The following is a 24,329-nucleotide window of genomic DNA, read 5'->3' as shown; positions in this document are numbered from 1 at the left end:
TCGATTATCGTTTTTCCAAAAGTACAACATTTTCCACATGATGCGTTTGTGGGAACATATCCACCGGACGTACACGGGTCACTTTATACATTTCGTCCATCAAAGCCAGGTCGCGTGCCTGTGTTGCCGAATTACAGCTTACATAAACAACACGTTCCGGGGCAATTTTTAAAATTTGTTCGACCACATCTTTATGCATACCGTCACGTGGTGGATCGGTAATGATAACATCCGGTTTACCATGCGTTGCGATAAAAGCCTCGTTGAAAACGACTTTCATATCGCCTACAAAGAAGTCGCAGTTTGAAATATTGTTGCGTTTTGCATTTTCTTTCGCATCGGTTATGGCTTCGGGAACGGCTTCCACGCCAATAACCTTACGGGCTTTTTTAGACACAAACTGGGCAATTGTACCCGTTCCGGTATATAAATCATACACCAGCTCATTTCCGGTTAGCCCGGCAAAGTCACGTGTAATTTTATAAAGTTCATATGCCTGATCGGAATTGGTTTGGTAGAACGATTTCGCATTGATGCTAAAACGCAATCCTTCCATTTCTTCCAGGATATAATCTCTACCTTTATATAGTTTAATATCCTGATCGTATAGCGTGTCGTTGGCTTTACTATTAATGACATATTGCAGCGAAGTGATTTCCGGGAAACGTTCCGCAAGGAAGTTTAATAATAATTCGCGTTGTTCAAGGTTTTCTTCGAAAAACTGTACCAATACCATTATCTCGCCAGTTGATGCCGTACGAATCATAAGGGTACGTAATAAACCTTCGTGATGTCTCGGATTAAAAAAGGGCAGATTATGCTCGTTGGCAAAACTACGAATCGCATTACGAATCGCATTCGACGGATCTTCCTGTAAATGACATTTGGTAATGTCCAGAATTTTATCCCACATTCGCGGAATATGGAATCCTAATGCATTCTGATTGCTGTAATCTTCTTCACTCTGGATTTCTTTTTCGGTTAACCAACGGGAATTCGAAAACGAAAACTCCATTTTATTGCGGTAGAAAAACTGCTTTTCCGAACCGAGTATCGGCTCGAATTCCGGTAATTCAATTTTTCCAATTCTTTTCAGATTGTTATAGACCTCCTGGTTTTTGTAAAACAACTGGCGATCATAGTTCATATTTTGCCATTTACATCCGCCGCAAGCGCCAAAATGATCGCAAACCGGATCAACTCGATATTCCGAAAATTGATGAAAATGGACAGCTTTCCCTTCGTAATAGGATTTACGTTTCTTAAAGGTTTGTACATCAACCACGTCACCCGGTACTACATTCGGAATAAAGATTACTTTTCCATCGGGTGCTTTGGCAACCGAAACACCTTTAGCGCCTGCATCCAGGACTTTTACTGTATCAAAAACGATTTTATCTGTTCTTTTTCTTCCCATGGGGCAAAAATAAGGATTGTTAGGATTGTAAAGTGCTAAAACCTACTTTTTTTATTTATGGTACAATTTGTAATGTTTGATTTTCTATATTTGAGACAATCAATGTCATAATTATTCACTGCCCTATGAAATTATACACCTGGTTGTCTAATATTCCATTTTTAAGAAAAAGTTATGCACTTAAATTCCTGTTTGTAGCTTTTTTAGGGATTCATATCCCATTAATAGGTATTGTTATATATATTCTTTTTCATCCCAATATCATTTCGCCGGGAGTATTGTTTACGATAACGCTCATTTTAACGCTGGTGGCAACCGGAATCACACTTTGGATTTTACGAAAACTGGTACAACCCATGGAAATAGCTTCGGAAGCATTGGTGCGCTATGGCGAGAGAGGAATAATACCATCGCTACCAACCCGTTATACCGATGAAGTAGGAATATTGCTGACCAACCTGCAAATGCGGATCAATGAAAATGAAGACCTCCTAAGTGAAAAAAAAGATCTCATCTCATTATTATCCCACGACTTAAAAAACTACGCTTCTACACCTCAGTTTTTAGCCCGGTTTATATTGGAAGAAGAACCATCGGATAAAATAAAAAACTATGCGGAACTGATTCTGGAATCGACAACACATCAATTGGGGTTTTTAGAAAGCTTTATTGCATTATTGCGGGAAGAAGAAGCCTTTTCGCGTACCGCAACCGAAAATCAGGAATACCGGCTGGATGAAATTATCGGACTGATCGAAAAAGTATCCGATCAGAAACTGAGCAATAAAAAACTGACTTTTCGAGTGGTAAAGGAAGTCGATAAGATTGATGTAGTGATGAAGGAAGAATATTTGCAACGTGTATTGATGAATCTGATAGATAATGCCATCAAATTCTCCTATACCGGTTCGGAAATTCTCCTATATATAATGGAAGAAAATGATAGTGTTGTTTTTGTTGTAAGGGACAAAGGGATAGGATTTGAAAACAGCCGGAAAGATGAGTTGTTTGAAAAGTTCAGTAAACTTTCCCGCCCGGGAACCAATGAAGAACCGTCAACCGGAATAGGATTGTATCTTTGCCGGAAAATAGTGGAACGCAGCAATGGCAGCATTTATGCCGAAAGCGAAGGGACGGACTTGGGGTCCAAATTCACGGTAATCTTAAAAAAACGCAACCATCATGCACACACATCTCATCCTGTTAAGAGGGATTAACGTATCCGGACAGAAAATCATCAAAATGGAAGACCTGCGTAAACTGTTAACGGAAGCCGGTTTTTCGAACGTACAAACCTATATTCAGAGTGGGAATGTTTTTGTTGATACACCCGAATCGGATCCGGAGAAAATTGAAAAACAGGTTACGACGCTACTAATGGAAAAATATGCTTTTCAGGTACCGGTTGTGGCGGTATCGGAAAACAGCCTGCTTCGTATTTTTAGGCACAATCCCTATTTAAACGAACCGGATATTCCCGTAAAACAGCTTTATGTCGCGTTTCTTGCTACCGAACCGACCGCCGAAAACAGTACACGTCTCGAACCGGAATTTGTACAGCCCGATACCTTTCAAATGGCAACCGACCGCCGAGCGTTATATCTGAATTATGTAAACTCGGCCGGAAATTCCAAAATGACCAATAATTGGATTGAAGGCAAACTCAAGGTAACGGCAACTTCCCGCAACTGGAATACGGTAACGAAGTTGATGGCTTTGTTTGAATCCCGAAAAAATAATACGCCAAAAGAAATCGGAACGGTTGTTAAAAAATAAAATTTGAACAGCTGTTGGTTTGTTTTACATTTGACAGATAAAGCAGCCAACTATGAACCGATTTGACCGCATTACGGCAATTTTAATTCAGTTACAGTCCAAAAGAGTAGTAAAAGCACAGGATCTGGCCGATAGGTTTAATATTAGTCTTAGGACGGTATATCGCGATATCCGTACGTTGGAAGAAGCCGGGGTGCCTCTTTACGGAGAAGCCGGAGTAGGTTACTCGATTGTCGAAGGTTATCGGTTGCCACCGGTGATGTTTACCCAGGATGAAGCCATGGCTTTTATAACAGCTGAAAAACTGATGGAAAAGTTGTCTGAAACTGCAATTCAAAATAATTTCCGTTCGGCAATGTATAAAATTAAGTCCGTTTTACGAGGTTCGGAAAAAGACCTGGTCGAAGGACTGGAAGATCATATTCATGTCCGTAAAAAGAAAAAAAATACAACAGCGCCGGAAAACAGCCTGGATGTACTCTTAAAAGCGATTTCGGAAAAACGCATTGTAAAAATGTCCTATCGTGCTTTTGGAAACGAACAGAATACGGAACGGCTCATCGAACCCATCGGAATTTACTATGAAAACGAATATTGGTATACTGTAGGCTATTGTCATTATCGTTCGGATTACCGGCATTTCCGTGCCGATAGAGTGGTTGCCATTCTGTTAACCGGAGAACCTTTCCGAAAGGAACACGCTTCCCTTCAGAAATATCAGGAGCAGATCAAACAGGATTTACATTTCAAAAGAGAAAAAGTCGTGATTCGGGTCGATAAAACCATAGGAATGTATTTGCAGGAACGAAAGCATTATTATGGTTTTGTGAGTGAAAAGATCGAGGGGAATGAAATTGAGATGACCTTCCTGACTGAATCGTTGTATGAAGGTTTTGCCCGTTGGTATATTATGTTTGCCGACTATGCTGAAATCCTGGAACCGACCTCGTTAAAAGTGCGTGTAAAAGAGCTGGCCGAAAAAATTTTACAAAAAGAATAAACTTTAAAAACCTGTTGACATAGGGTTGTCACCAACCGGTTGTTCCTTTGTATTGTTAAACAAAAAAACGATACATTATATGAAACTAATCACATTGTTACAGGAAGAATTAGTACAGGAAGCCGCTACAACCCGAAAAATGCTATCCATCGTGCCTACTGAAAAATTAGATTGGCAGCCACATCCGAAAAGTATGAAAATGGGAGTATTGGCAGCGCACATTGCCGAACTAACCGCATGGGTGGATATGGTACTAACCACCAGTGAACTTGACTTTGCAAACAATCCGTACGAGCCGAAAGACGTAAAAAATACGGCTGAGTTGCTGGAGTTTTTCGAGCAGTCGCTTGCAAAAGGAATCAAAGCGCTGGAAGACAATGATGAAGAAGAATTCTGGGAAGAATGGACGTTACGCAACGGAGATCAGATTTACAAAACCTCATCCAAATATGAAGTAATTCGTATGTGTTATTGTCAGATTGTACACCACCGTGCGCAGTTGGGAGTCTATTTACGATTGCTAAACATTCCGATTCCGGGAAGTTATGGCCCAAGTGCCGATGAGGTGATGATGTAGGATTTGTTATAATCCGGGTTACTAAAATAAAAATAGAAAAAGGGGCTGTCTCAAAAGGACAGCCTCTTTTTTTGATACTGCATGGAAGTACAGTTATCGGGAAACAAAACAATTCGCTGCTTAAGGACGATTGATAACTATTTTTTTGATAATTTTTGAATGATCATTACGCTCCAATACAATCAGATAAGTTCCAATAGGCAGGTTGGTGACACTGATGCTTTTGGTTCCGTTGAGACTAAACTGTTTAACGGGTTGCCCCTTTGTATTGATCATTGTTGCTCTTTTAAAAATGGTACTGTCGGCAGCTATTTTAAAACTGTTTCTGGCCGGATTTGGCCATATTTTTATAGTGGTGTCCGAATAGGTATCTTCAAATTCGTTGGGTTTGTCCGGAATGGTTTTGGTTACCGATTCCGGTTGGAACCGGGAAAGAATTGGTAGTCGGGTTCCGTCAGCTCCAACAGCATAGATATTCCCGGCATTTTTAGGGAAATAAACCAAGGTTGTTTTTCCGGTAAGATCGCCAGTGGCATAGGTCGTCACAAAAAGCACCTTTTTGTCGGCTGTAATTGTCTCGAAAGCGACGGCATTTTTCCAGACCGTATGCGCAATCCGATAATAGGTTTTTCCGGGAGCGATAGTATTGTCAATTGTAAATCCGGTGTTGATGGTGCCTTCCGGATTCAGATTGTTTTTATACATATACATATTTCGTGCGGTAATATAATGTAGTACCGGCGATCGGGGTTTGGGATATTTTTTGGCGGCAATATAGGCTTTTGTTGCCTCGATATTGGCTTGAGTGATCGTGATTTTTCCAGGCGTATAATCGTTTACAACTGCGTCAAATGGGATCAGGAATCCGGATTTAATAAAAAAATCGGTTAAGTCCTGCTGAACGGCATCACTCGCATATTTGACAAAATTCATCATTTGCTGACCGTTACTGACCGGCTTCCCATTGTACGGAGCATTCCGTAAAGACTGTGTGATTATACCGAGCCAGTTAGCATAATTGGTATTGCCGCCAATGTTATTGTTGGCTATTACCTGTTCCAGAGTTGGAGCGTTCATGCCGGCACCGGCAATGGAATAATAGAGCTGTAGCTGCCAGAAAGGTAATAGCCTTTCGAAAATATTGCTACGACTCATGATGTTTTTTTGTTTCAGACCAAATTCGTTGTAATAACTGTTATACAAATTACCGGGAAGACGAGCGCCAAGATACGGATCGTCTGTCGTTTCCAACCGCGTTAACCGGGAATGACTTAGAATATAACTGGTATAAGCAGAGTAAATCATGTTGGTTACCTCGAAAGTTCCGGTCCATTTCAAACCATTAGGAAACTGATTTTGTTGCCCAAACCTGTTAGCGATTGCCCATATATCGAGCTGATGCGGCGAAGTAAGAGCATTTTGATTCCAGCTGAGGTCAAAATGAGCGTGATGGTTTGAGGCATAATAGCCGCCTTTTGATTCAATCCAGGCGAACAACCGGTTACGGGGGACAAGATTATATTTTACCAATCCCATCTGATGGAATTGTATTGCAATAATAGAATCCCATTTCTGGACAAGTTCCGATCCTTTAAAAAGAGTATTTTGAATTAGCGGTTCCTTAAGGATGTTTATACCGATATGTTTTCCCACCAGATCTACTTTGGGATATGCTTTGTTAAGTAATGTTTTCTGCCATTCCTCAAAAGAAGAAGTGGCTGATAAAAAACCATTTACCGTTCCGGTCGTAATGTTGATTTTAACATCGGGTAAATCAGGAATATCACTGTTATACTCGATATACGCCAGTCCGCTATTGGTGACGGTAAATTTGTTCAGTCCGGGTTTGAGGAAATAAATACTTTCTTTAGCATCTGTTTCGTTGGCAAAATCCTTTATTTTTAAAGAAACACTTCCTTTGGATACATTGTAATCGGTAACAAATACAATCGCAATAGCATTGTTTTCAAAAGCAATACCCGTGGGATTCTGATAGCAACTGTATTCATGTGTATTCTTTAAAATCGTTTTGGTTTTTAGCGGAGACGGTACCGCTTGATAGTGTTGTACCCGGAACTTTTTGGGATCGGCTTTATCCAATAAATGCAATGCCAGTTTTTTAAAAAAAGGATCGGATATGGTATTGATGTCATTTGCCGTAATACCGGGGCGTAAATCAGAATAGAGTCGATCCGTAAAAATAGTCAGATACTGATCGGTTTGTTCTCTTTTCTGGTAAAATTCGATTTCGGCAATACTGGCAAAATTGTTGTATCCGCTCAATACGGTTATTCGCACCTGTGCAGGTTGTTTAAAGCTATGGGAAAACGGAATCATGGCCGAGGTGTTTTTGAACCCGCAGTCATAATTTTCCACCACGGTCTGGTAATTGCCGGTAGCCGTCCGGGCTTCGACCTTAATACGACCGAAGATACCGTTACGATTACCGTCTTGTCTCGGATGATAGACAATATAGTCCATCTTGTCGGCAGTGGAAAAATTATAGACCAATGAGTAGGGAAGCGCTTTATGGGTATGGTTGGAATGGTAAAGAGTACTTCGTTTTCCGTCAAAAGACTGGCTGATTCCTTCGTTGGCCTGATAGTTTGATGCGGAGGCACTGCTAACAGGAAGTTTTAGATCGTCTAAATGGGCTACAGAAGCTGCTTCAATTGAAAATGAATCCGGTTTGGTGTCGATTTGCGGTTGTGATGAATAGAAAGCCATTTCGGCCACACTCGAAAAATTACCATAACCGGATTTTACTATAAACCGTATGACGACAGGATTGTCGACTCCCGATCCGGGTAATGACAGCACTTTGACATTTTGCGTTTGTTGCCAGTTTACAGTCGTGATTGGTTGGAACTGAAAAGGATAATGGGTTGCGGCCCATATTTCGACTTCGCCCCATCTGCCATTGGTTGCCCCATCATGTCTGGGTGTATATTCGATAGAGCTGATGTTGGGAGCCTGAAAAAAATAGTAATCCAGCGTATCGGGTATTCCGGTTTTGGACCATTCGGACAGGTATATGGTCGCAGTATTGTTGTCACAACTTTTATCGGGACCTTGTCTGGGCTGAAACGGTCTGCTGGAAGTGACCTTATATGGTTTTACAGGGAAAACCTGAGCAGTTGCCAGAGTAAAGGATATCTCGGGAAGTAACAACGTGACAAAGAGGGTGAAAATTATTTTTTTCATTGCTGATCAATATATGAAATACGGAATAAATTTAAAATATTGTAGTACAGCTGTTTAATATTGTCTTGATATGACCTTTAAAAGCTTTTTTTGTCTAGTTGTTTTTCAGAATTGACAAAAAATAAGTAGCGAAAAAGGAATGACAGCGTTGGTTTCGGAATATTGTAAAAAACAAAAGGGATGGAATTGCAACATATTGTGATAAAATATGTATTTATTGTAAAAAGCTTAAAATAATTGCTTTTTTGTTAATAAAAACAGTTAAAAATTTGTTTTACTGTTAGAATTGTAAATAGAATTAGTAAATTGCACGGCATAAATAGGATGATTTCTCTCCTTACAAGAAGGAATATCAGATCACTAAACCAATACTATTTTACATGTCAGTTTTAGAAAAAATCAATTCTGCCGAAGCGATTGCTCTGGAAGATAAACACGGAGCGCATAATTATCACCCGCTTCCGGTAGTATTAAGCAAAGGAGAAGGTGTTTTTGTCTGGGATGTGGAAGGTAAGAAGTATTATGACTTTTTATCGGCCTACTCAGCCGTCAACCAGGGACATTGCCATCCGAAAATTGTTAATGCGATGATCGAACAGGCGCAAACATTAACATTGACGTCAAGAGCGTTTTACAACGATAAATTGGGAGCTTACGAAAAATTCGTAACCGGTTATTTCGGATTCGATAAAGTATTACCGATGAATACCGGAGCCGAAGCCGTGGAAACCGCTTTGAAATTATGCCGTAAATGGGCATATGAAAAAAGAGGCATTCCGGAAAACCAGGCGCAGATTATTGTTTGTGAAAACAATTTCCACGGTAGAACCACCACGATTATCTCTTTTTCCAATGACGAAAATGCCCGCAAGAATTTCGGGCCGTATACGGAAGGATTTATCCGTATACCTTATGATGACATTGCTGCACTGGAAAACGCGCTTAAATCGAATAAAAACATTGCAGGATTCCTTGTAGAACCTATTCAGGGGGAAGCAGGCGTTTATGTACCGGCCGAAGGCTATCTGGCCAAAGCGAAAGAATTGTGTGAAGCACACAATGCCCTTTTTATTGCCGATGAGGTACAGACGGGTATTGCACGCACCGGAAAATTACTGGCTGTACAACACGAAAACGTACAACCGGACATTCTGATCTTGGGTAAGGCCTTATCGGGAGGAGCCTATCCGGTTTCGGCAGTATTGGCAAACGATGCAATCATGAACGTGATCAAGCTAGGACAACACGGATCTACTTTTGGAGGAAATCCGGTAGCGGCTGCGGTAGCAATTGCCGCGTTGACTGTAGTCGAAGAAGAACAACTGGCAGTCAATGCAGAAAAATTAGGAGCATTATTCCGGGCGAAAATGAACGACTATATTGCCGGAAGTTCGATCTGTACATTAGTGCGCGGAAAAGGACTTTTAAATGCAATAGTGATCAACGATACAGAAGAAAGCGATACCGCCTGGAACATCTGTATGGCGTTACGCGATAACGGTCTTTTAGCCAAACCAACCCATGGAAATATCATCCGTTTTGCACCGCCTTTGGTGATGAATGAAGAGCAGTTGCTGGACTGTGTTGGTATTATCACAACCACATTAAAGCAATTCGAAAAGTAAAAATAATTTAGAATATTGTTTATATTGTAAAAGCAGCCTTCGGGCTGCTTTTTTATTGGAATTACGACAGAAGGTAAGTTGCTGGTTAGAAAAGAAGAGGAATGCAAAAGTTTGCTATTTTTGAATAAAATAAAACAAGTGATATGAAAACGATGTATATACTGTTGTTTTTCGGAATGGGCGCCTGGGCCTTGTACGAACAAACACAACCCCATCCAAACATCTGGGTGCAGATAATAGCAGTGGTGATTTTCTTTTACGGGATGATGAAACTAATGGAGAAAGTGCCGGGTAAAAATCAGGAAAAGGAGGAAGAAGATGTTTAATATAGGAGACCATGTTGCGGCACTTGATGAGGATATCAGTGGCGTGGTAAAAGAAGTAAAAAAGGATCAGGTTTTAGTGGAAACTAGTGATGGATTTTTGATGACATTTTTTGTCAACGAACTTATTAAGATGGATAAATCCAGTAAGTTAGATGTTTTTAATTCAGGTATGACTTTAGATGCTGTTTTAAAAGAAAAAGAGCTGCCTAAAAAGCGCTCTTTTGTAAAAGAAAAGCGTTCCCGTAAGGATGAATTTGTCCTGGAAATCGATTTACATATTGAAAAATTGGTACCCTCAAAACGAGGAATGTCAAACTATGATATCCTGACAGTGCAAATGGAAACGGCGCAACGTCAAATCGAATTTGCGATAAAAAACAGGATTCCCAGAATTGTTTTTATCCATGGTGTCGGGGAAGGAATTTTAAAAGCCGAGCTGGATTTTTTACTGGGACGATATGACTCGGTTGTCTTTCAGGATGCCGATTATCAGAAGTACGGATTGGGAGCGACAGCGGTTTATTTTAAACAAAATGCAAATCGCTAAGCATAAAAAAAGACCGGATATGTCCGGTCTTTTTTTATGCTTTTTAGAATATTGTTGTATTAGTTTGTGATGTAATCTCCAAAAGTATATTGCGGATGAGTGAAGGATTGCGTGCCTTTTTGGTAAACAATATTTTGGAATGTCAGGTTGTGTTTATATCCGATAACAGTTGTATTGGTCGGATCAAAAATTTCGGTTGTAACGATCGTAATACTACCTTGACTGGCGATCCATTCTTCGCTTAAAACAATCGGAGCGACAGGGGCACTTCCGGCGCAGGCAACAACGGCAGAATAGTCAGGATTCGACCCGGTAACCGACGAGGAATACATTCTGTAAATCACCTTTGCGGTATCTCCCAAATTGATGGTTTGCGTTCCGGCCTGACTTGGATACGAACCGGCAGGTAAATCGACCAGTAAAAATTGACCACCGTTTTTAAGATAAATTTTGTTGTCCGAGCAATTTTGCGGAACCGCTCCCGGAAACGAAAAACTTAAAGTGTTATTGGCCGAAGTGTAGGTCCCGAAAAGATAATCCGGGAATGAAAGCGTTGAAGTATTATTGCTAAACTGCGTGTTCTTAAATTTAATCAAATGACTATAGCTGATCTGGGTCGACAGGGAGGTAGGATCAACAGTTGGAATCATCGTGGTGGTTATTGCAACGGTTCCTCCGGGTTTTACATTAAATTCATCCACTACCGACGGGGTGGAAGGCGGTATGATCGAACAGATAGAGGAAGAAGTTACACTGCCTGAATACGTACGATAGATAATATCGGTCGGATTAAGAATTGTATAGACTCTTGGCGTATTAAGAGGTGTTTCTTCATTTTTGAAAAACGAAGGACTGATATTTAAAAGCATTAACTGATTACCACTGGTTTTCAATAAGATGTCATTGTTGGTGCATTTTTGAACGGCAACACTGCCAAAATCAAAGGTCTCCACGACAATATCACCGTCGTCACAGCTATTCAGAAGGAATAAGCATGCAAATGCGCTAAAAACTTTTTTCATTTGAGTATAGAATTTGCAACAAAAGTAACTTTTTTTGTATTTACTCCGGACGGATCAGATGAAATTCAACTTAATTGCTATATTTGAAACTCATAACTAATCTAAATCAAGTTCTTGTACTTATGGAAGTATCGCCAACTAAGACCAACTATCCGGCGCTGTATACCCTGATTAATGTGTTTTTTTTCTGGGGTTTTATCGCTGCGGGAAACAGTATTTTTATCCCCTTTTGTAAACATTATTTTTCACTCGACCAATTCCAGTCCCAGTTGATCGATTTTGCCTTTTATACGGCCTATTATACAGGAGCCTTGTTGCTGTTTATCTTCGGAACCTTTAAAGGGAGAGATGTCGTAGGGAACTGGGGATATAAAAAGAGTATTGTCTACGGACTTCTGTTTTCGGCCTTAGGAGCGGGAGCGATGATTCTGGCGGTTGAAAGCAATATATATCTGGGAATGTTGATCGGTCTTTTTATCGTAGCACTTGGTTTTTCGCTGCAACAAACAGCAGCCAATCCGTTTGCTATTTCACTGGGCGACCCCAAAACAGGAGCCAGCCGGGTGAATCTGGGAGGCGGTATCAATTCATTCGGAACCACTATCGGACCAATCATTGTGGGGCTTGCCTTATTCGGGACTACCGCATCGGTAACCGATGAACAGATCAAACACCTTGAACTCGACAAAGTAATCCTGTTATACATCTGCGTAGGATTGTTATTTCTGGGTGCAGCTGCCATGTTCTATTTTTCGAAAAAAGTACCGGCCGGAATTTCAGACGAACCAATGGAGAAAGCAGGTAAAGCAATGCGTTTCCTGATCGTGATGACGGTATTGCTGGTAGTTATTTTTGTTCCGGTTTTTAATAGTTATAAAAGCGAAGAAGCACGAAAAATTGAAGTGCTTAAAAAAGAAATTAAAGCAATAAAAGCCACTGTTTCGGAGGATGATGATCATGTAGAGGCCGATCGTGTGGTAAAAAAGATAGAGGCGGAGATAACTGTGCTTAAAGGACCGCTTGAAAAAAAGAGAATGTTCTGGTTGTCCGGCGGATTATTGGTAATTATCGGCGGCTTGTTATTTGTGAAACGAAGTGCCGTGAAAAAAAGCGAAGGCTGGGGTGCGATGCAATATCCGCAATTGGTTTTAGGGATGTTGGCCATCTTTACCTATGTAGGCGTGGAGGTAGCCATTGGAAGCAACCTTGGCGAGCTACTCGGGCTTAAGGAATTCGGAGGCTATAAGTCGTCTGAAATTGCACCTTATGTTTCCATGTATTGGGGAAGTTTAATGATCGGACGTTGGGCCGGAGCGATCAGTGTGTTTAATTTAAGTCAGACAAAAAAAATAATAGCATTAATCGCAGTGCCATTAATCGCATTTGTGATTGTTATACGACTCAATATCCTGGTAGGACAGGATGTGAAACCGCTGTATTATTATGTGATTTGCGTAGTAGCACAGATTGGGGCTTTCTTCCTGAGTAAAGACAAACCGGCAAGAACCCTGATGATTTTTGGATGTATGGGGCTTATCGCTATGGTAACCGGACTCATGACAGAGGGTATTGTTGCGATTTATGCCTTTCTGGCGGGTGGTTTGGCCTGTAGTATTATGTGGCCGGCCATTTTTAGCCTTTCCATTATGGGATTGGGGAAATACACGGCACAAGGATCGGCTTTTTTGGTGATGATGATTTTAGGAGGTGGTATTATTCCGCCTATTCAGGGGAAATTGGCCGATATTATCGGAATTCATAATTCGTATGTGATTCCGGTGATTTGTTTTGCCTACCTGACTTTCTTTGCGATCATTGTAAAATCGATACTGGCCAGACAAAATATAGACGTGGATGCAACAGAAGTAAAAGCAACGCATTAATAGATTAAGAAAAAGCTAAATTCAGATTCGGAGCAGGGGAAATCGTTACCTTTGCTCCGAATTTTATTTTCTGATGAAAGCAACAAAATACTACCTGGCTGCATTTGTGGCCTTTTTGATCTGGGGATTTTTTAGCCTCGGATTAAAACCAATCCACGATTATCCCTCACTGGATATTTTGTTTTACCGCGTCTTTTTAGGGGTGGTATTAATGTCGTTGATCAATATAGTATTTCGCAGAAGTATCATCAAAAAAGACTGGGCTAATTTTAAAAATATGCTACCCAATCATAAACGACAGATCCTGTTTCTGACGTTGGGAGGTTCCGTTTTGTTAATGGCAAACTGGTTCTTTTTTATCTTTGTGATGAACCATGTGAGTGTTAAGGCGGCTTCGTTTGCCTATCTGGTATGTCCGATTCTGACAACTGTTTTCGCCTATTTTATACTTCGCGAAAAGCTCAGTAACGCGCAATGGACAGCCGTAGGAATTAGTGTTTTTAGTTGTGTATTGTTATCGTACAATCACTTTATGGATATTTTTTACAGCCTGATTGTAGCGGCAACCTATGCGTTGTATCTCGTGAGCCAACGCAAAAATAGCGAAATGGATAAATTCCTGCTGTTAAATATACAGTTGTTGGTAGCCGGAATTTGTATGTTGCCGTTTTATCCGGTGTATAGTGGCGCTTTGCCAACAGAAGGTTTGTTTTATGGTTATTTATTGATCATTGTTGTGGTGTTCACGATAATACCATTGTTTTTAAATTTGTATGCGTTAAAAGGAGTTAGCTCGGCGACGGTGGGAATCATGATCTATATCAATCCGATCATCAATTTCCTGTTGGCAGTTTTCTATTTTAAAGAACCGGTAAGTGTACAGCAATTGTCGGCCTATTCATTGATTTTGGTTTCGATTGTGGTTTTTAATGAAAAGTTACTCTTCAGACGGCATAAAAAACAGTTAGAAGTATAGTTATGAAAAAAGTATATCTGGATAATGCATCCACCACGGCGATCCGGCCGGAAGTGGTACAGCAGATGGTAGCCGTTTTATCGGAAGACTACGGGAATCCGTCGTCGACACATAGTTTCGGGCGTAGTGCCAAAGTATTGTTGGAAACGGCCCGGAAATCGATTGCCAAACAGCTAAACGCCAATGCGCAGGAAATTATTTTTATGTCTTGTGGTACGGAAGCCGATAACTGGGTTTTGCGTTCGGCGGTTAAAGATTTAGGAGTGCACCGTATTATTACTTCCAAAGTGGAGCATCATGCCGTATTGCATACGGTGGAAGTGTTGCAACACGAATATGCCATTTCGGTCGATTATGTAAACGTATTACCAAATGGTGGAATCGATTTCGCACATCTGAGCGAATTACTCGGACAGGAACAAAAAACACTGGTGAGTTTGATGCATGTCAATAACGAAACCGGAACAATTCTGGATTTGGAAAGAACCGGGCGTATCTGTAAACAACACGGGGCTTATTTTCATTCGGATACGGTACAGTCGATTGGTAAAACCGAAATGGACTTGCAGGAGTTGCCGGTCGATTTTGTAGCGGCAAGTGCGCATAAATTCCACGGGCCAAAAGGAGTGGGATTCGCATTTGTCCGAAAAAATACCGGAATCCAGCCGTTGTTATATGGCGGCGAACAGGAAAAAGGATTGCGCGCCGGAACCGAAGCGGTACATCAGATCGTAGGGATGGCAAAAGCATTAGAATTGTCGTATGCCAATTTGGAAACCGAACGCAATCAGATCACCGAACTTAAACAATATCTGATAAACGCGTTGCAGACTGCTTTTCCGGGTACGCAGATCAACGGTGGTGAAAATGGATTTTATAATATTGCGAATGTATTGTTGCCGTTTTCTAATGATAAAACCGCGATGATATTGTTTAATCTCGATATGAAAGGGATTGCTGTTTCGCGCGGAAGTGCTTGTCAGTCGGGAAGTATCAAGCCGTCGCATGTATTGGCAGAAATACTTTCGGACGACGATTTGAAAAAACCAAGTCTGCGGATTTCATTAAGTCATTTCAATACAAAAGAAGATATCGATTTGTTGGTGGAAGCGTTGAAAACGGTGTAAACTTTTTCTTTCGGATTTCTGATTTAGTCTTATTTTTGCGGCCTGATAAAAAAAATATGAAAAAAGTAATTATGGCTGTTGCGGCCGTTTTTGGATTTGTAATACAGTCTGGTGCGCAGCAAAAAGGAGATGTAGAACTCGGAGCGAATCTGGGTTTTAATTATGCAACGGTGCAAAAAGGAAGTGAAGAGACAAAAGAGCACTATGGTATGAATGCGGGAGTGTCGATCGATTATTACTTTTCAGATCAATGGAGTATCAAAACAAAACTGACCTATGATCAAAAAGGATGGAATCGGGGATCAATCTATTTAATAGATACACCCTATATTACTTATGGAACCAATTACGATTTGGATTATCTGACAGTTCCGGTAACCGCAAGCTGGCATTTTGGAAAAAAGCGCAACTGGTACCTGGATCTTGGTCCTTATGTGGGCTTTTTATTAAGTGCGAAAGATTCGCGGTTTAAACGGGATGTAAAAGAGTATTTTAATCAAACCGATTGGGGATTGGCTTTGGGAGTTGGACTTAAAATCCCGGTTACAGACAAACTTAAATTATTTGTAGAATGCGATAGTCAATCCGGTTTTTCTGATCTGGCTCAAAAAAAAGAGGATAAGTCGTACCGAAATTCCAGAGTTGCCTTGAATGTAGGAATGAATTTTACAATAAAATAAAACGAAATAGGATACCGGATATGTTTTTACCCGGAATCTGTTAAAAGGGATACTTGTTTTTTCAGGTATCCCTTTTTTGTTTATTTTTTATAGATATCCGGCCGGTGAATCTCCATCCATTTCTCCGGACTGGCAATAGGTTTCCAACCGTATTTTTGGTACAATTCGTGCGCATCAGCGGTTAGTAATATCCAACGTCGCAAATCCTGTAATTCCGGATGTGACATAATGGTCTCCAGTAACCATTTTGATAATCCTTGACCGCGATAGGCTTCCAGTACAAAAACATCACCCAGATAAGCCATGGTCGAAAAGTCGGAGACAACTTTGGCATAACCCACTTGTTTGTTTTCGTGAAAAATACCAAAACAAAGTGCGTTTTCAATCGATTTCTGAATACGGGCTACCGGAATATCTTTACTCCAGTACGATTCCTGCGACAGATAGTGATGAATAACGTTGATGTCCAGTTTGGATTTGTCGGTAGAAATGGTAAAGGCACCTTTGGTTTGCGTGATAATGTTCATTCGTATAAGGTTTGGTTGTAAAAAATCCGTCTGAACGATTGGATCGTTGAAATGAAGCACGGATTAATCGTTCTAAAGTTAGGCATTTATAGTAAAATCAAAAGCAAATGATCCAATGATTTTAACCGGAGAAACTACTGCAAAACGGAAAGTCTTCCGGCGTTAATAAAGGTTTAAAATGGGTTTAAATTTTTAGGTTTTCAAAGGAATGCCTATTTTAGCATCTCAATAGAAAACAGATGATTTCAGAAGCACAATTTCAGCACGAACTAGATTTGATCATTACGAATGCGATCCGCGAAGATGTAGGAGACGGTGATCATAGTTCGTTAGCCTGTATACCGGAATCGGCTACCGGAAAAGCAAAATTATTGGTAAAAGACGACGGTATTTTAGCCGGAGTGGAATTTGCCCGTATGGTGTTTCAATATGTCGACCCGGGCTTGCAGATGGAAGTGTTTATTGCTGATGGGACTCCTGTAAAATATGGCGATGTGGCGTTTCATGTTTCCGGAAGTTCCCAATCGATACTAAAAGCGGAACGATTAGTGCTAAATGCGATGCAGCGTATGAGTGCGATCGCAACCAAAACAAAAGTATTTGTTGCGCTTCTGGAAGGTACCGGAACGAAAATACTTGATACGCGTAAAACCACACCAGGAATACGTGCAATCGAAAAATGGGCGGTAAAAATAGCCGGCGGCGAAAATCATCGTTTTGCGTTATACGATATGATTATGCTAAAAGATAATCATATTGATTTTGCCGGTGGAATCACCCAAGCCATTCAGAAAACAAATGCCTATCTGGCAGAAAAGAATCTTGATCTTAAAATTATCGTCGAAGCCAGAAATCTGGATGAAGTGCGTGAAATTCTCGAAAACGAAGGTGTATATCGCATACTGTTGGATAATTTCAATTACGAGGATACCCGTAAGGCTGTAGAAATGATCAATGGAAAATGTCTAACGGAATCGTCCGGCGGAATCAACGAAGAAACCGTACGTCATTATGCCGAGTGTGGTGTAAATTATGTTTCTTCCGGAGCACTAACGCATTCTATTTATAATATGGACCTGAGTCTGAAAGCGATTTAATTTGTATATTTCATCAAAATATAAAACGAAACGATAACGGTAGTGTCAAAAGAAATCGAAGAACAAATTGAAAAAATACCGGTGCTAAACAAGCTGATGGCTTTTATCAAAACGATAAAAGTTCCCGGGCTGGAAGGACTGTCTTTATATGACTTGTTGGAATTATACGGAATCGGTATCGCCAAAGGCGCCTTTTCGTATCGGGCGGGTGCTATTGCCTTTAGTTTCTTTATGGCGCTTTTTCCGTTCGCTCTTTTTATACTGAACTTGATACCTTATATTCCGTTAGAAGGATTTCAGGAGGATTTTTTAAAATTCGTATCCGATAGTGTACCGCCAAATACCTATGGAGCTATAGAAGCCATTCTGATGGATATTATGAATAATAGTTATAAAAGTCTCCTTTCTTCGGGATTCTTTTTGTCGATATTTTTAATGTCCAACGGATTAAATGCGGTTTTGGGCGGCTTCGAATCGTCCTATCATATTACGATTACCAGAGGTTATTTTAGGCAATATGCGGTAGCTATCGGGTTGTCGATTATTTTTTCCTTTTTCCTGATCGTAACGGTAGCGGCCATAGTCGTGTCGGAGGTCGTTATACAGATGTTGTCCAATCGACTATTGTTGGACGATGTGTTGTTTATCCAGTTGGCACGGTATGCTTTTATCCTGATCATGTTGTTTGTGTCGGCTTCATTTCTGTTTAAATTCGGAACAAGAGAAACCAAACAGATTCCGTTTTTTAATGCCGGAGCGATCTTTACTACGGTTTTAGTGGTGATTTCGTCTTATGTATTTGGGATTTATGTGGTGCGTTTTGCGCGGTATAACGAATTGTATGGATCGATTGGTACACTTCTTGTATTGATGTTTTATATATGGATAAACTGTATGATTTTGTTGTTAGGGTTTGAATTAAATGCGACTATTAACAAATTAAAAAGAAAAAATTTATATATTTAACAAAACGAAAAAACTATAATTATGAGAAAACAACTTTTGACGGTATTCTTTGTAGCATTTGTAGGACTGTTCTCAGTGCAGGCACAAGGTGTGGTGGGCAAATGGAAAACAGTTGATGATGAAACTGGTGAAGCAAAATCAATAGTGGAAATCACGGAATCCGGAGGGAAAATCTATGGTAAAGTGGTTGAGATTTTGAATCCGGCGAAGAAAAATGCGAAATGTAAAGATTGTAGCGGTGAAGATAAAGACAAACCAATCTTAGGATTGACGATTATAAAAGGATTGAAAAAATCCGGCGATGAATATACCGAAGGGAAAATCCTGGATCCAAACAAAGGAAAGCTTTATAAATGTACCGTAAAATTAGACGGTCACGATAAACTAAATGTTAGAGGGTATGTAGGGATTTCGTTAATTGGAAGAACGCAAACCTGGTCAAGAGTAAAATAAATAGCTGTTAAATAGTATAAAAAAAAACACTTCTCCCGGGAAGTGTTTTTTTATGGTCAGCCGTTATCTTTGTAATTTAAAACCAACCGATGTCCTATTTTGTAGAAGTTGTCTTGCCGTTAGCTTTGAATAAAACCTTTACCTATCAGGTTTCTGAGGCCGAATACGCATTTCTTAAAAAAGGAATGCGCGTGGCGGTACCATTTGGTAAAAACAAGATTTATACGGCACTGGCGATCGAATTACATCGGAACGAACCGCTATTGTATAAGGCGAAGGAAATTCATCAGATACTCGACGAAGTGCCTGTGGTAAACGAATTTCAGATTGAACACTGGAAATGGGTAGCCGACTATTATATGTGTAGTATTGGTGATGTGTATAAAACCGCATTGCCTTCTGGTTTTTTATTGGAAAGTGAAACGATTATTGCTGCGCCTCAAGACGGGTATACTCATAGTAAGGAGTTGGAGGATGATGAGTTTTTAATTTGGGAAGCGTTGCAACAACAATCGTCTTTAAAAGTGGAAGACATTATGGCGATTCTGGGAAAAAAGAACGTTTTTCCGGTATTAAACAGAATGTTGTCCAAAAATGTACTAACGCTTCAGGAGGAAGTAGTTGAAAAATACAAACCAAAAGTAACGAAGTACATCCGCTTGCAACCGGAGTTTTTACAACAGGAGCAATTGTCGGAATTGATGGAGTTGCTGTCCAGAGCGTCGAAACAACGGGAATTGGTTTTGCAATATTTTCAATTGCAGGCAACCGAAAAGAAACCGGTTTCGGTTAAAAAATTAATTGAAGTTTCCGGAGCGGGATCAGCGGCGGTTAAGGCATTGGTCGATAAAGCGGTTTTTGAAGAATACTATTTGTTGGAAGATCGGGTTCGTTTTGAGAAATCAGAGGATTCCGGTTTTGCGTTAAGTGATCCGCAGCAAATAGCGTTGAACGAAATTAAAGATAGTTTCGAAAAACAAAGTGTATCCTTATTGCACGGTGTTACGGCTTCCGGAAAAACGGAAGTCTATATCAAGCTGATCGAAGAATATATACAATCCGGGAAACAGGTGTTGTATCTGTTGCCCGAAATTGCGTTAACGGTTCAGTTGGTAAGTCGCCTTACGGCTTATTTTGGAAACCAGATCGCGGTTTACCATTCCAAATATACCAATAACGAAAGAGTAGAAGTCTGGCAACAGGTATTGCAAAATTCCGAAAAAGCCAAAATTGTAATCGGAGTACGTTCGGCTTTGTTTTTGCCGTTTTCGAATCTGGGACTTATTGTAATCGACGAAGAGCACGAGCAAACATTTAAGCAATTTGATCCGGCACCGCGATACCATGCCCGTGATGCGGCTATAGTACTGGCGGCAGCACACCGGTCAAAGGTGCTTTTGGGATCGGCTACGCCAAGTCTGGAAACCTATTATAATGTACAATCCGGAAAATATGGTTTGATCAATTTAACAGAGCGTTACGGAAAAGTATTGTTGCCCGAAGTTTTCCTGGTCGATTTAAAAGATAAATACAAGCGGAAACGGATGAAAGGGCATTTTAGCGATACGCTGATCGAGGCTATTTCGGAATCGTTATCGTTAGGTGAACAGGTGATTTTATTTCAGAACCGAAGAGGGTATTCTCCTTTTGTGGAATGTATGACCTGCGGACATGTACCGCAATGTCCTAATTGTGATGTAAGTCTTACCTATTATAAATATAAAAACCAGTTGCGTTGTCATTATTGCGGGTATTCGATTGCGAATCCTACGCATTGCCATGCTTGCCAGTCAGTGGATTTGTCGACCAAAGGGTTTGGGACGGAACAGATCGAGATGGAATTGCGGGAACTTTTTCCGGAAAAAAATATCGGTCGGATGGATCAGGACACCACCCGTGGAAAATATGGATATGAAAAGATAATCGATGCTTTTCGGGAACAGGAAATCGATATTCTGGTGGGTACGCAAATGTTGGCCAAAGGCTTGCATTTTGATAATGTAACGCTGGTTGGAATTATGAATGCCGACAATATGCTGAATCAACCGGATTTTCGTTCGCATGAAAGGGCTTTCCAGATGATGATGCAGGTAGCAGGTAGAGCGGGAAGAAGTGAAAAGAAAGGAAAAGTGATGATTCAAACCTATAATCCGTACCATAATATAATCCGGCAGGTAACAGCCAACGATTATATCGGAATGTATAAAGAGCAGGTTTATGAACGGCACAATTTTAAATATCCGCCTTTTTACCGATTGGTAAAACTGACGTTAAAGCACCGCGATTTTGATAAATTAAAAGAAGGTTCGATGTGGATGTATAATGTGTTGACACAATCCCTTCAAATCCCGGTTCTTGGTCCGGAAGAACCCGCTATAAGCAGGATTCGGAATGAATACATCCGTACCATTCTAATTAAGATTCCGCAGAAAAGCCATTTGGGGAACACCAAAAAAATGATACGGAAAATTGGAAGCAGTTTTGAGGCGATCCCGCAATACCGGGCGATAAAAGTCTCGGTTAATGTGGATAATTACTAAGCGTTTTCGATTGCTTTTACCAAATCTTCTTTTTTGTTCCGGCTCAATGGAATTTTATTGGTGCCGATTTCGGCAAATTTACTGTTGAATTTGTCGATTTTATCAATGTTAACAATAAAGGATTTGTGAACCCGGATAAACTTGTCTTTCGGGAGTTCGTTTTCAAACGCTTTCATGGTCGACAGTACCAGATGATTATCCTCGTCGGTAATTACTTTTACATAATCCCCGTAAGCTTCGATCCATTTAATCCTCGAAATGTAAATTTTAAGTTTTTTAAGGTTGCTCTTGATAAAGATAAACGGACTTTCCTCGTCGGAATTTTCTTTTCCGAGCAAAACAAAGTTCATTGCTTTTTTTACAGCAACATTAAATCGTTCGCGGGTAATGGGTTTGTGCAAATAATCGGTAGCGGCATAATCAAATGCTTTAACGGCATATTCCGTTTTTGATGTAATGAAAATCACCTGCGGTTTTGCCTTCAATCCGTCTAGTAAATCAAAACCGCTTATAACCGGCATTTCGATATCCAAGAAAACCAAATCCACATTTTTATTGGTAATGCAATTCTTTGCCTCAATGGCATTAGAGAATTCGCCTACAAGGGAGAGATTTGGGTTCTCGGTTACGAGTTTGGTAATGGTTAAACGCTGAATACTACTATCATCAACTACAATACAGTTTATCTTCATATTCTAATAAAAATCAAATAAGTTTATTTTAGTAATAAAAATAGCAAAACAGATCGGATTGACAAAGGATAGTTCGGATAAAAACAGTGTGGAAGGTAAAAAAAAGAAAATACCCTTGTAGATTAAATATAAATCGCTATTTTTGTACCCAATTTTATAACAAATAAATTTTATTCTTATGAATCATTATGAAACTGTTTTCATCTTGAATCCCGTTTTATCTGAGCAGCAGGTAAAGGAAACAGTAAGCAAATTTGAAGATTTTCTTACTTCTAGAGGAGCAGAGATGGTAGCGAAAGAGGATTGGGGCTTAAAAAAATTAGCGTACGAAATCCAACACAAGAAAAGTGGTTTTTATCACTTATTTGAATTCAAAGTATCTGGAGAAATCTTAGTTGCATTTGAAACGGAATTCCGTCGTGACGAAAGAATCATGCGCTTTTTAACTGTAAGTTTAGACAAACATGCAGTATCTTGGGCTGAAAGAAGAAGAGCAAAATTAAAATCTACAAAAGCTTAATTAGTATGTCAAGTATTGAGCAATCTGCAAAAGGAAAAAAAGACGGGGATATCAGATATCTTACGCCTTTAAATATAGAAACTAACAAAACTAAAAAGTATTGTCGTTTCAAAAAGTCCGGTATCAAATATGTTGATTATAAAGATGCGGACTTCTTATTAAAATTCGTGAATGAGCAAGGAAAAATCCTTCCTCGTCGTTTAACAGGAACTTCTTTAAAATACCAAAGAAAAGTATCTGTAGCGGTAAAAAGAGCACGTCATTTAGCATTAATGCCATATGTGGCTGATTTATTAAAATAAAAAAGAGGCGAGATTATGGAACTTATATTAAAACAAGACGTACAGAATTTAGGTTTTAAAGACGATGTAGTATCTGTTAAGCCAGGTTACGGTCGTAACTTTTTAATTCCTCAAGGAGCTGCAATTTTAGCTACTCCATCAGCTAAAAAAGTACTAGCTGAAAACTTAAAACAAAAAGCGCACAAAGAAGCTAAAATCGTTGCTGATGCGAAAAGTTTGGCTGAAGCGCTTAAAGCTTTAGAGATCAAAATCACAGCTAAAGCGGGTGGTGAAAAATTATTCGGATCTGTTACTAATGCAGATATCGCTGAAGTTTTAGAGAAAAACGGACATGCAATCGATAGAAAATTCATCACTTCAGGTATCGTTAAACGTACAGGAAAATACAATGCTTCTATCCGTTTACACCGTGATGTAATCGTAGAATTAGCATACGAAATTGTTGCTGAAAAAGCATAATTTTAGCAAAATAAAGCAAAAGCCTTCCCAATCGGGAAGGCTTTTTTTTTATACCTTTATGTTTTGCCGGCCATCGGAAGCATCCGGTTGCGGTACTAAAACAATAACAATGAGATATACGCGATTAACAAAAGAACAATTGGAAGAACTGCACCCGGAATTTGTGAATTTTCTGGCCACACAGTCGGTTGATAAAGCCGAATGGGATAAAATTAAAGCGCAAAACCCGGAAGTCGCCGAACAGGAGATCGATGTTTTTTCCGATCTGATCTGGGAAGGTGTGCTAACCAATGCCAAATACCTGGAACACTATTCGAAGCACCATATTTTTCTGTTTCATTGCAGTGATATTCACATGCAAACCATTGTAATCCATTCGCTGGTTGCGGAAGTCGATTTTTTAACCAAAGAAGGACTGGACTGGCTTAGTGATAATCTGTTTACGGATAATGTTGAAATCCAGAAAGGACAAAAGGTTTTTGTCGACGAACGCAACGACGAAATATTCGGACTGGTTCGTCAGGGAGCCATTCTGTGTGACGGCGATTTGTACCGCCAAATGGAAAATATACTCGAGTAATAGAAATTCGGAATTACATCCCGAAATTATCAG

At 40.0% G+C, this 24,329-nt stretch carries 24 protein-coding genes; 19 read left to right on the top strand and 5 right to left on the bottom strand.

Features of this window, described 5'->3' with window-relative positions:
- Nucleotides 1–4 precede the first annotated feature (4 nt).
- On the bottom strand, nucleotides 5–1,417 hold the full coding sequence (rlmD, locus tag ABFU83_RS10385; RefSeq protein ID WP_347065740.1) for a 23S rRNA (uracil(1939)-C(5))-methyltransferase RlmD: 1,413 nt from the start codon (nucleotides 1,415–1,417) through the stop codon (nucleotides 5–7).
- A gap of 125 nt (nucleotides 1,418–1,542) precedes the next feature.
- On the opposite strand from rlmD, the gene ABFU83_RS10380 reads away from it, so the two are divergent.
- The 4 genes from ABFU83_RS10380 (at nucleotide 1,543) to ABFU83_RS10365 (ending at nucleotide 4,770) form a co-directional block, all read left to right on the top strand.
- Entirely contained in the window at nucleotides 1,543–2,634 is a 1,092-nt protein-coding gene (locus tag ABFU83_RS10380; RefSeq protein WP_347065739.1) for a HAMP domain-containing sensor histidine kinase, read from the top strand.
- Nucleotides 2,600–3,193, top strand: coding sequence for a DUF1697 domain-containing protein (locus ABFU83_RS10375; RefSeq protein ID WP_347065738.1), 594 nt, complete (start codon nucleotides 2,600–2,602; stop codon nucleotides 3,191–3,193). The genes ABFU83_RS10380 and ABFU83_RS10375 overlap by 35 nt, the downstream gene beginning before the upstream one ends.
- Nucleotides 3,194–3,245: 52 nt before the next feature.
- Complete coding sequence (locus ABFU83_RS10370; RefSeq protein ID WP_347065736.1) at nucleotides 3,246–4,193, top strand: YafY family protein; 948 nt, start codon at nucleotides 3,246–3,248, stop codon at nucleotides 4,191–4,193.
- Nucleotides 4,194–4,272: 79 nt separating this feature from the next.
- Entirely contained in the window at nucleotides 4,273–4,770 is a 498-nt protein-coding gene (locus tag ABFU83_RS10365; protein WP_347065735.1) for a DinB family protein, read from the top strand.
- Nucleotides 4,771–4,890: 120 nt separating this feature from the next.
- Here the strand turns inward: ABFU83_RS10365 and ABFU83_RS10360 are convergent, their stop codons facing one another.
- On the bottom strand, nucleotides 4,891–7,974 hold the full coding sequence (locus ABFU83_RS10360) for a M60 family metallopeptidase (protein ID WP_347065734.1): 3,084 nt from the start codon (nucleotides 7,972–7,974) through the stop codon (nucleotides 4,891–4,893).
- A gap of 380 nt (nucleotides 7,975–8,354) precedes the next feature.
- Between ABFU83_RS10360 and rocD the strand changes: the two genes are divergently transcribed.
- The 3 genes from rocD to ABFU83_RS10345 all read left to right on the top strand — a co-directional run bounded on the left by rocD (nucleotide 8,355) and on the right by ABFU83_RS10345 (nucleotide 10,472).
- On the top strand, nucleotides 8,355–9,599 hold the full coding sequence (gene rocD, locus ABFU83_RS10355) for an ornithine--oxo-acid transaminase (RefSeq protein WP_347065732.1): 1,245 nt from the start codon (nucleotides 8,355–8,357) through the stop codon (nucleotides 9,597–9,599).
- 143 nt (nucleotides 9,600–9,742) lie between these two features.
- Nucleotides 9,743–9,925: a hypothetical protein gene (locus tag ABFU83_RS10350; RefSeq protein WP_136402512.1), complete on the top strand. Its 183-nt coding sequence runs from the start codon at nucleotides 9,743–9,745 to the stop codon at nucleotides 9,923–9,925.
- Complete coding sequence (locus tag ABFU83_RS10345; RefSeq protein ID WP_347065730.1) at nucleotides 9,918–10,472, top strand: Smr/MutS family protein; 555 nt, start codon at nucleotides 9,918–9,920, stop codon at nucleotides 10,470–10,472. Before ABFU83_RS10350 ends, ABFU83_RS10345 begins: the two co-directional genes overlap by 8 nt.
- Before the next feature lie 59 nt (nucleotides 10,473–10,531).
- Here ABFU83_RS10345 and ABFU83_RS10340 read toward each other — a convergent pair whose 3' ends face one another.
- Nucleotides 10,532–11,494 (bottom strand): hypothetical protein, encoded by a 963-nt coding sequence (locus ABFU83_RS10340; RefSeq protein WP_347065728.1) that lies wholly within the window; start codon nucleotides 11,492–11,494, stop codon nucleotides 10,532–10,534.
- A 122-nt stretch (nucleotides 11,495–11,616) separates the two neighbouring features.
- On the opposite strand from ABFU83_RS10340, the gene ABFU83_RS10335 reads away from it, so the two are divergent.
- The 4 genes from ABFU83_RS10335 to ABFU83_RS10320 all read left to right on the top strand — a co-directional run bounded on the left by ABFU83_RS10335 (nucleotide 11,617) and on the right by ABFU83_RS10320 (nucleotide 16,160).
- Complete coding sequence (locus ABFU83_RS10335; protein WP_347065726.1) at nucleotides 11,617–13,377, top strand: MFS transporter; 1,761 nt, start codon at nucleotides 11,617–11,619, stop codon at nucleotides 13,375–13,377.
- Nucleotides 13,378–13,450: 73 nt separating this feature from the next.
- Entirely contained in the window at nucleotides 13,451–14,353 is a 903-nt protein-coding gene (locus tag ABFU83_RS10330; RefSeq protein WP_300487394.1) for an EamA family transporter, read from the top strand.
- A gap of 2 nt (nucleotides 14,354–14,355) precedes the next feature.
- A complete protein-coding gene (locus tag ABFU83_RS10325) occupies nucleotides 14,356–15,480 on the top strand; it encodes a cysteine desulfurase family protein (protein ID WP_347065724.1) in 1,125 nt (374 codons plus the stop codon).
- A 56-nt stretch (nucleotides 15,481–15,536) separates the two neighbouring features.
- Nucleotides 15,537–16,160 carry a porin family protein gene (locus ABFU83_RS10320; protein ID WP_347065723.1) on the top strand — a complete coding sequence of 208 codons (624 nt, stop codon included), beginning with the start codon at nucleotides 15,537–15,539 and terminating at the stop codon, nucleotides 16,158–16,160.
- Between the two features lie 80 nt (nucleotides 16,161–16,240).
- On the opposite strand, the gene ABFU83_RS10315 is transcribed toward ABFU83_RS10320, so the two are convergent.
- Complete coding sequence (locus tag ABFU83_RS10315; RefSeq protein ID WP_347065721.1) at nucleotides 16,241–16,687, bottom strand: GNAT family N-acetyltransferase; 447 nt, start codon at nucleotides 16,685–16,687, stop codon at nucleotides 16,241–16,243.
- Between the two features lie 239 nt (nucleotides 16,688–16,926).
- On the opposite strand from ABFU83_RS10315, the gene nadC reads away from it, so the two are divergent.
- The 4 genes from nadC to priA all read left to right on the top strand — a co-directional run bounded on the left by nadC (nucleotide 16,927) and on the right by priA (nucleotide 21,743).
- Complete coding sequence (nadC, locus tag ABFU83_RS10310; RefSeq protein ID WP_347065720.1) at nucleotides 16,927–17,784, top strand: carboxylating nicotinate-nucleotide diphosphorylase; 858 nt, start codon at nucleotides 16,927–16,929, stop codon at nucleotides 17,782–17,784.
- A 42-nt stretch (nucleotides 17,785–17,826) separates the two neighbouring features.
- Nucleotides 17,827–18,750, top strand: a complete 924-nt coding sequence (locus ABFU83_RS10305) for a YihY/virulence factor BrkB family protein (protein ID WP_347065718.1) — start codon at nucleotides 17,827–17,829, stop codon at nucleotides 18,748–18,750.
- Nucleotides 18,751–18,771: 21 nt separating this feature from the next.
- Nucleotides 18,772–19,203, top strand: coding sequence for a DUF2147 domain-containing protein (locus tag ABFU83_RS10300; RefSeq protein WP_347065716.1), 432 nt, complete (start codon nucleotides 18,772–18,774; stop codon nucleotides 19,201–19,203).
- A gap of 89 nt (nucleotides 19,204–19,292) precedes the next feature.
- Complete coding sequence (priA, locus tag ABFU83_RS10295) at nucleotides 19,293–21,743, top strand: primosomal protein N' (RefSeq protein ID WP_347065714.1); 2,451 nt, start codon at nucleotides 19,293–19,295, stop codon at nucleotides 21,741–21,743.
- Here priA and ABFU83_RS10290 read toward each other — a convergent pair.
- Nucleotides 21,740–22,435, bottom strand: coding sequence for a LytTR family DNA-binding domain-containing protein (locus ABFU83_RS10290; protein ID WP_347065712.1), 696 nt, complete (start codon nucleotides 22,433–22,435; stop codon nucleotides 21,740–21,742). The two genes, priA and ABFU83_RS10290, sit on opposite strands and share 4 nt — an antisense overlap.
- A gap of 178 nt (nucleotides 22,436–22,613) precedes the next feature.
- Here ABFU83_RS10290 and rpsF point away from each other — a divergent pair, with 178 nt between their 5' ends.
- The 4 genes from rpsF (at nucleotide 22,614) to ABFU83_RS10270 (ending at nucleotide 24,296) form a co-directional block, all read left to right on the top strand.
- Nucleotides 22,614–22,955 carry a 30S ribosomal protein S6 gene (rpsF, locus tag ABFU83_RS10285; protein WP_347065711.1) on the top strand — a complete coding sequence of 114 codons (342 nt, stop codon included), beginning with the start codon at nucleotides 22,614–22,616 and terminating at the stop codon, nucleotides 22,953–22,955.
- A 5-nt stretch (nucleotides 22,956–22,960) separates the two neighbouring features.
- Nucleotides 22,961–23,257 (top strand): 30S ribosomal protein S18, encoded by a 297-nt coding sequence (rpsR, locus tag ABFU83_RS10280; protein ID WP_347065709.1) that lies wholly within the window; start codon nucleotides 22,961–22,963, stop codon nucleotides 23,255–23,257.
- 15 nt (nucleotides 23,258–23,272) lie between these two features.
- Nucleotides 23,273–23,716 (top strand): 50S ribosomal protein L9, encoded by a 444-nt coding sequence (gene rplI / locus ABFU83_RS10275; RefSeq protein ID WP_347065707.1) that lies wholly within the window; start codon nucleotides 23,273–23,275, stop codon nucleotides 23,714–23,716.
- Nucleotides 23,717–23,825: 109 nt separating this feature from the next.
- Nucleotides 23,826–24,296, top strand: coding sequence for a DUF6495 family protein (locus tag ABFU83_RS10270; protein WP_347065705.1), 471 nt, complete (start codon nucleotides 23,826–23,828; stop codon nucleotides 24,294–24,296).
- Nucleotides 24,297–24,329 lie beyond the last annotated feature (33 nt).

The sequence above is a fragment of the Flavobacterium sp. WV_118_3 genome, from assembly GCF_039778605.1.
In the GTDB taxonomy this organism is placed as follows: domain Bacteria; phylum Bacteroidota; class Bacteroidia; order Flavobacteriales; family Flavobacteriaceae; genus Flavobacterium.
This window is presented reverse-complemented; position numbering and strand designations above follow the sequence as displayed.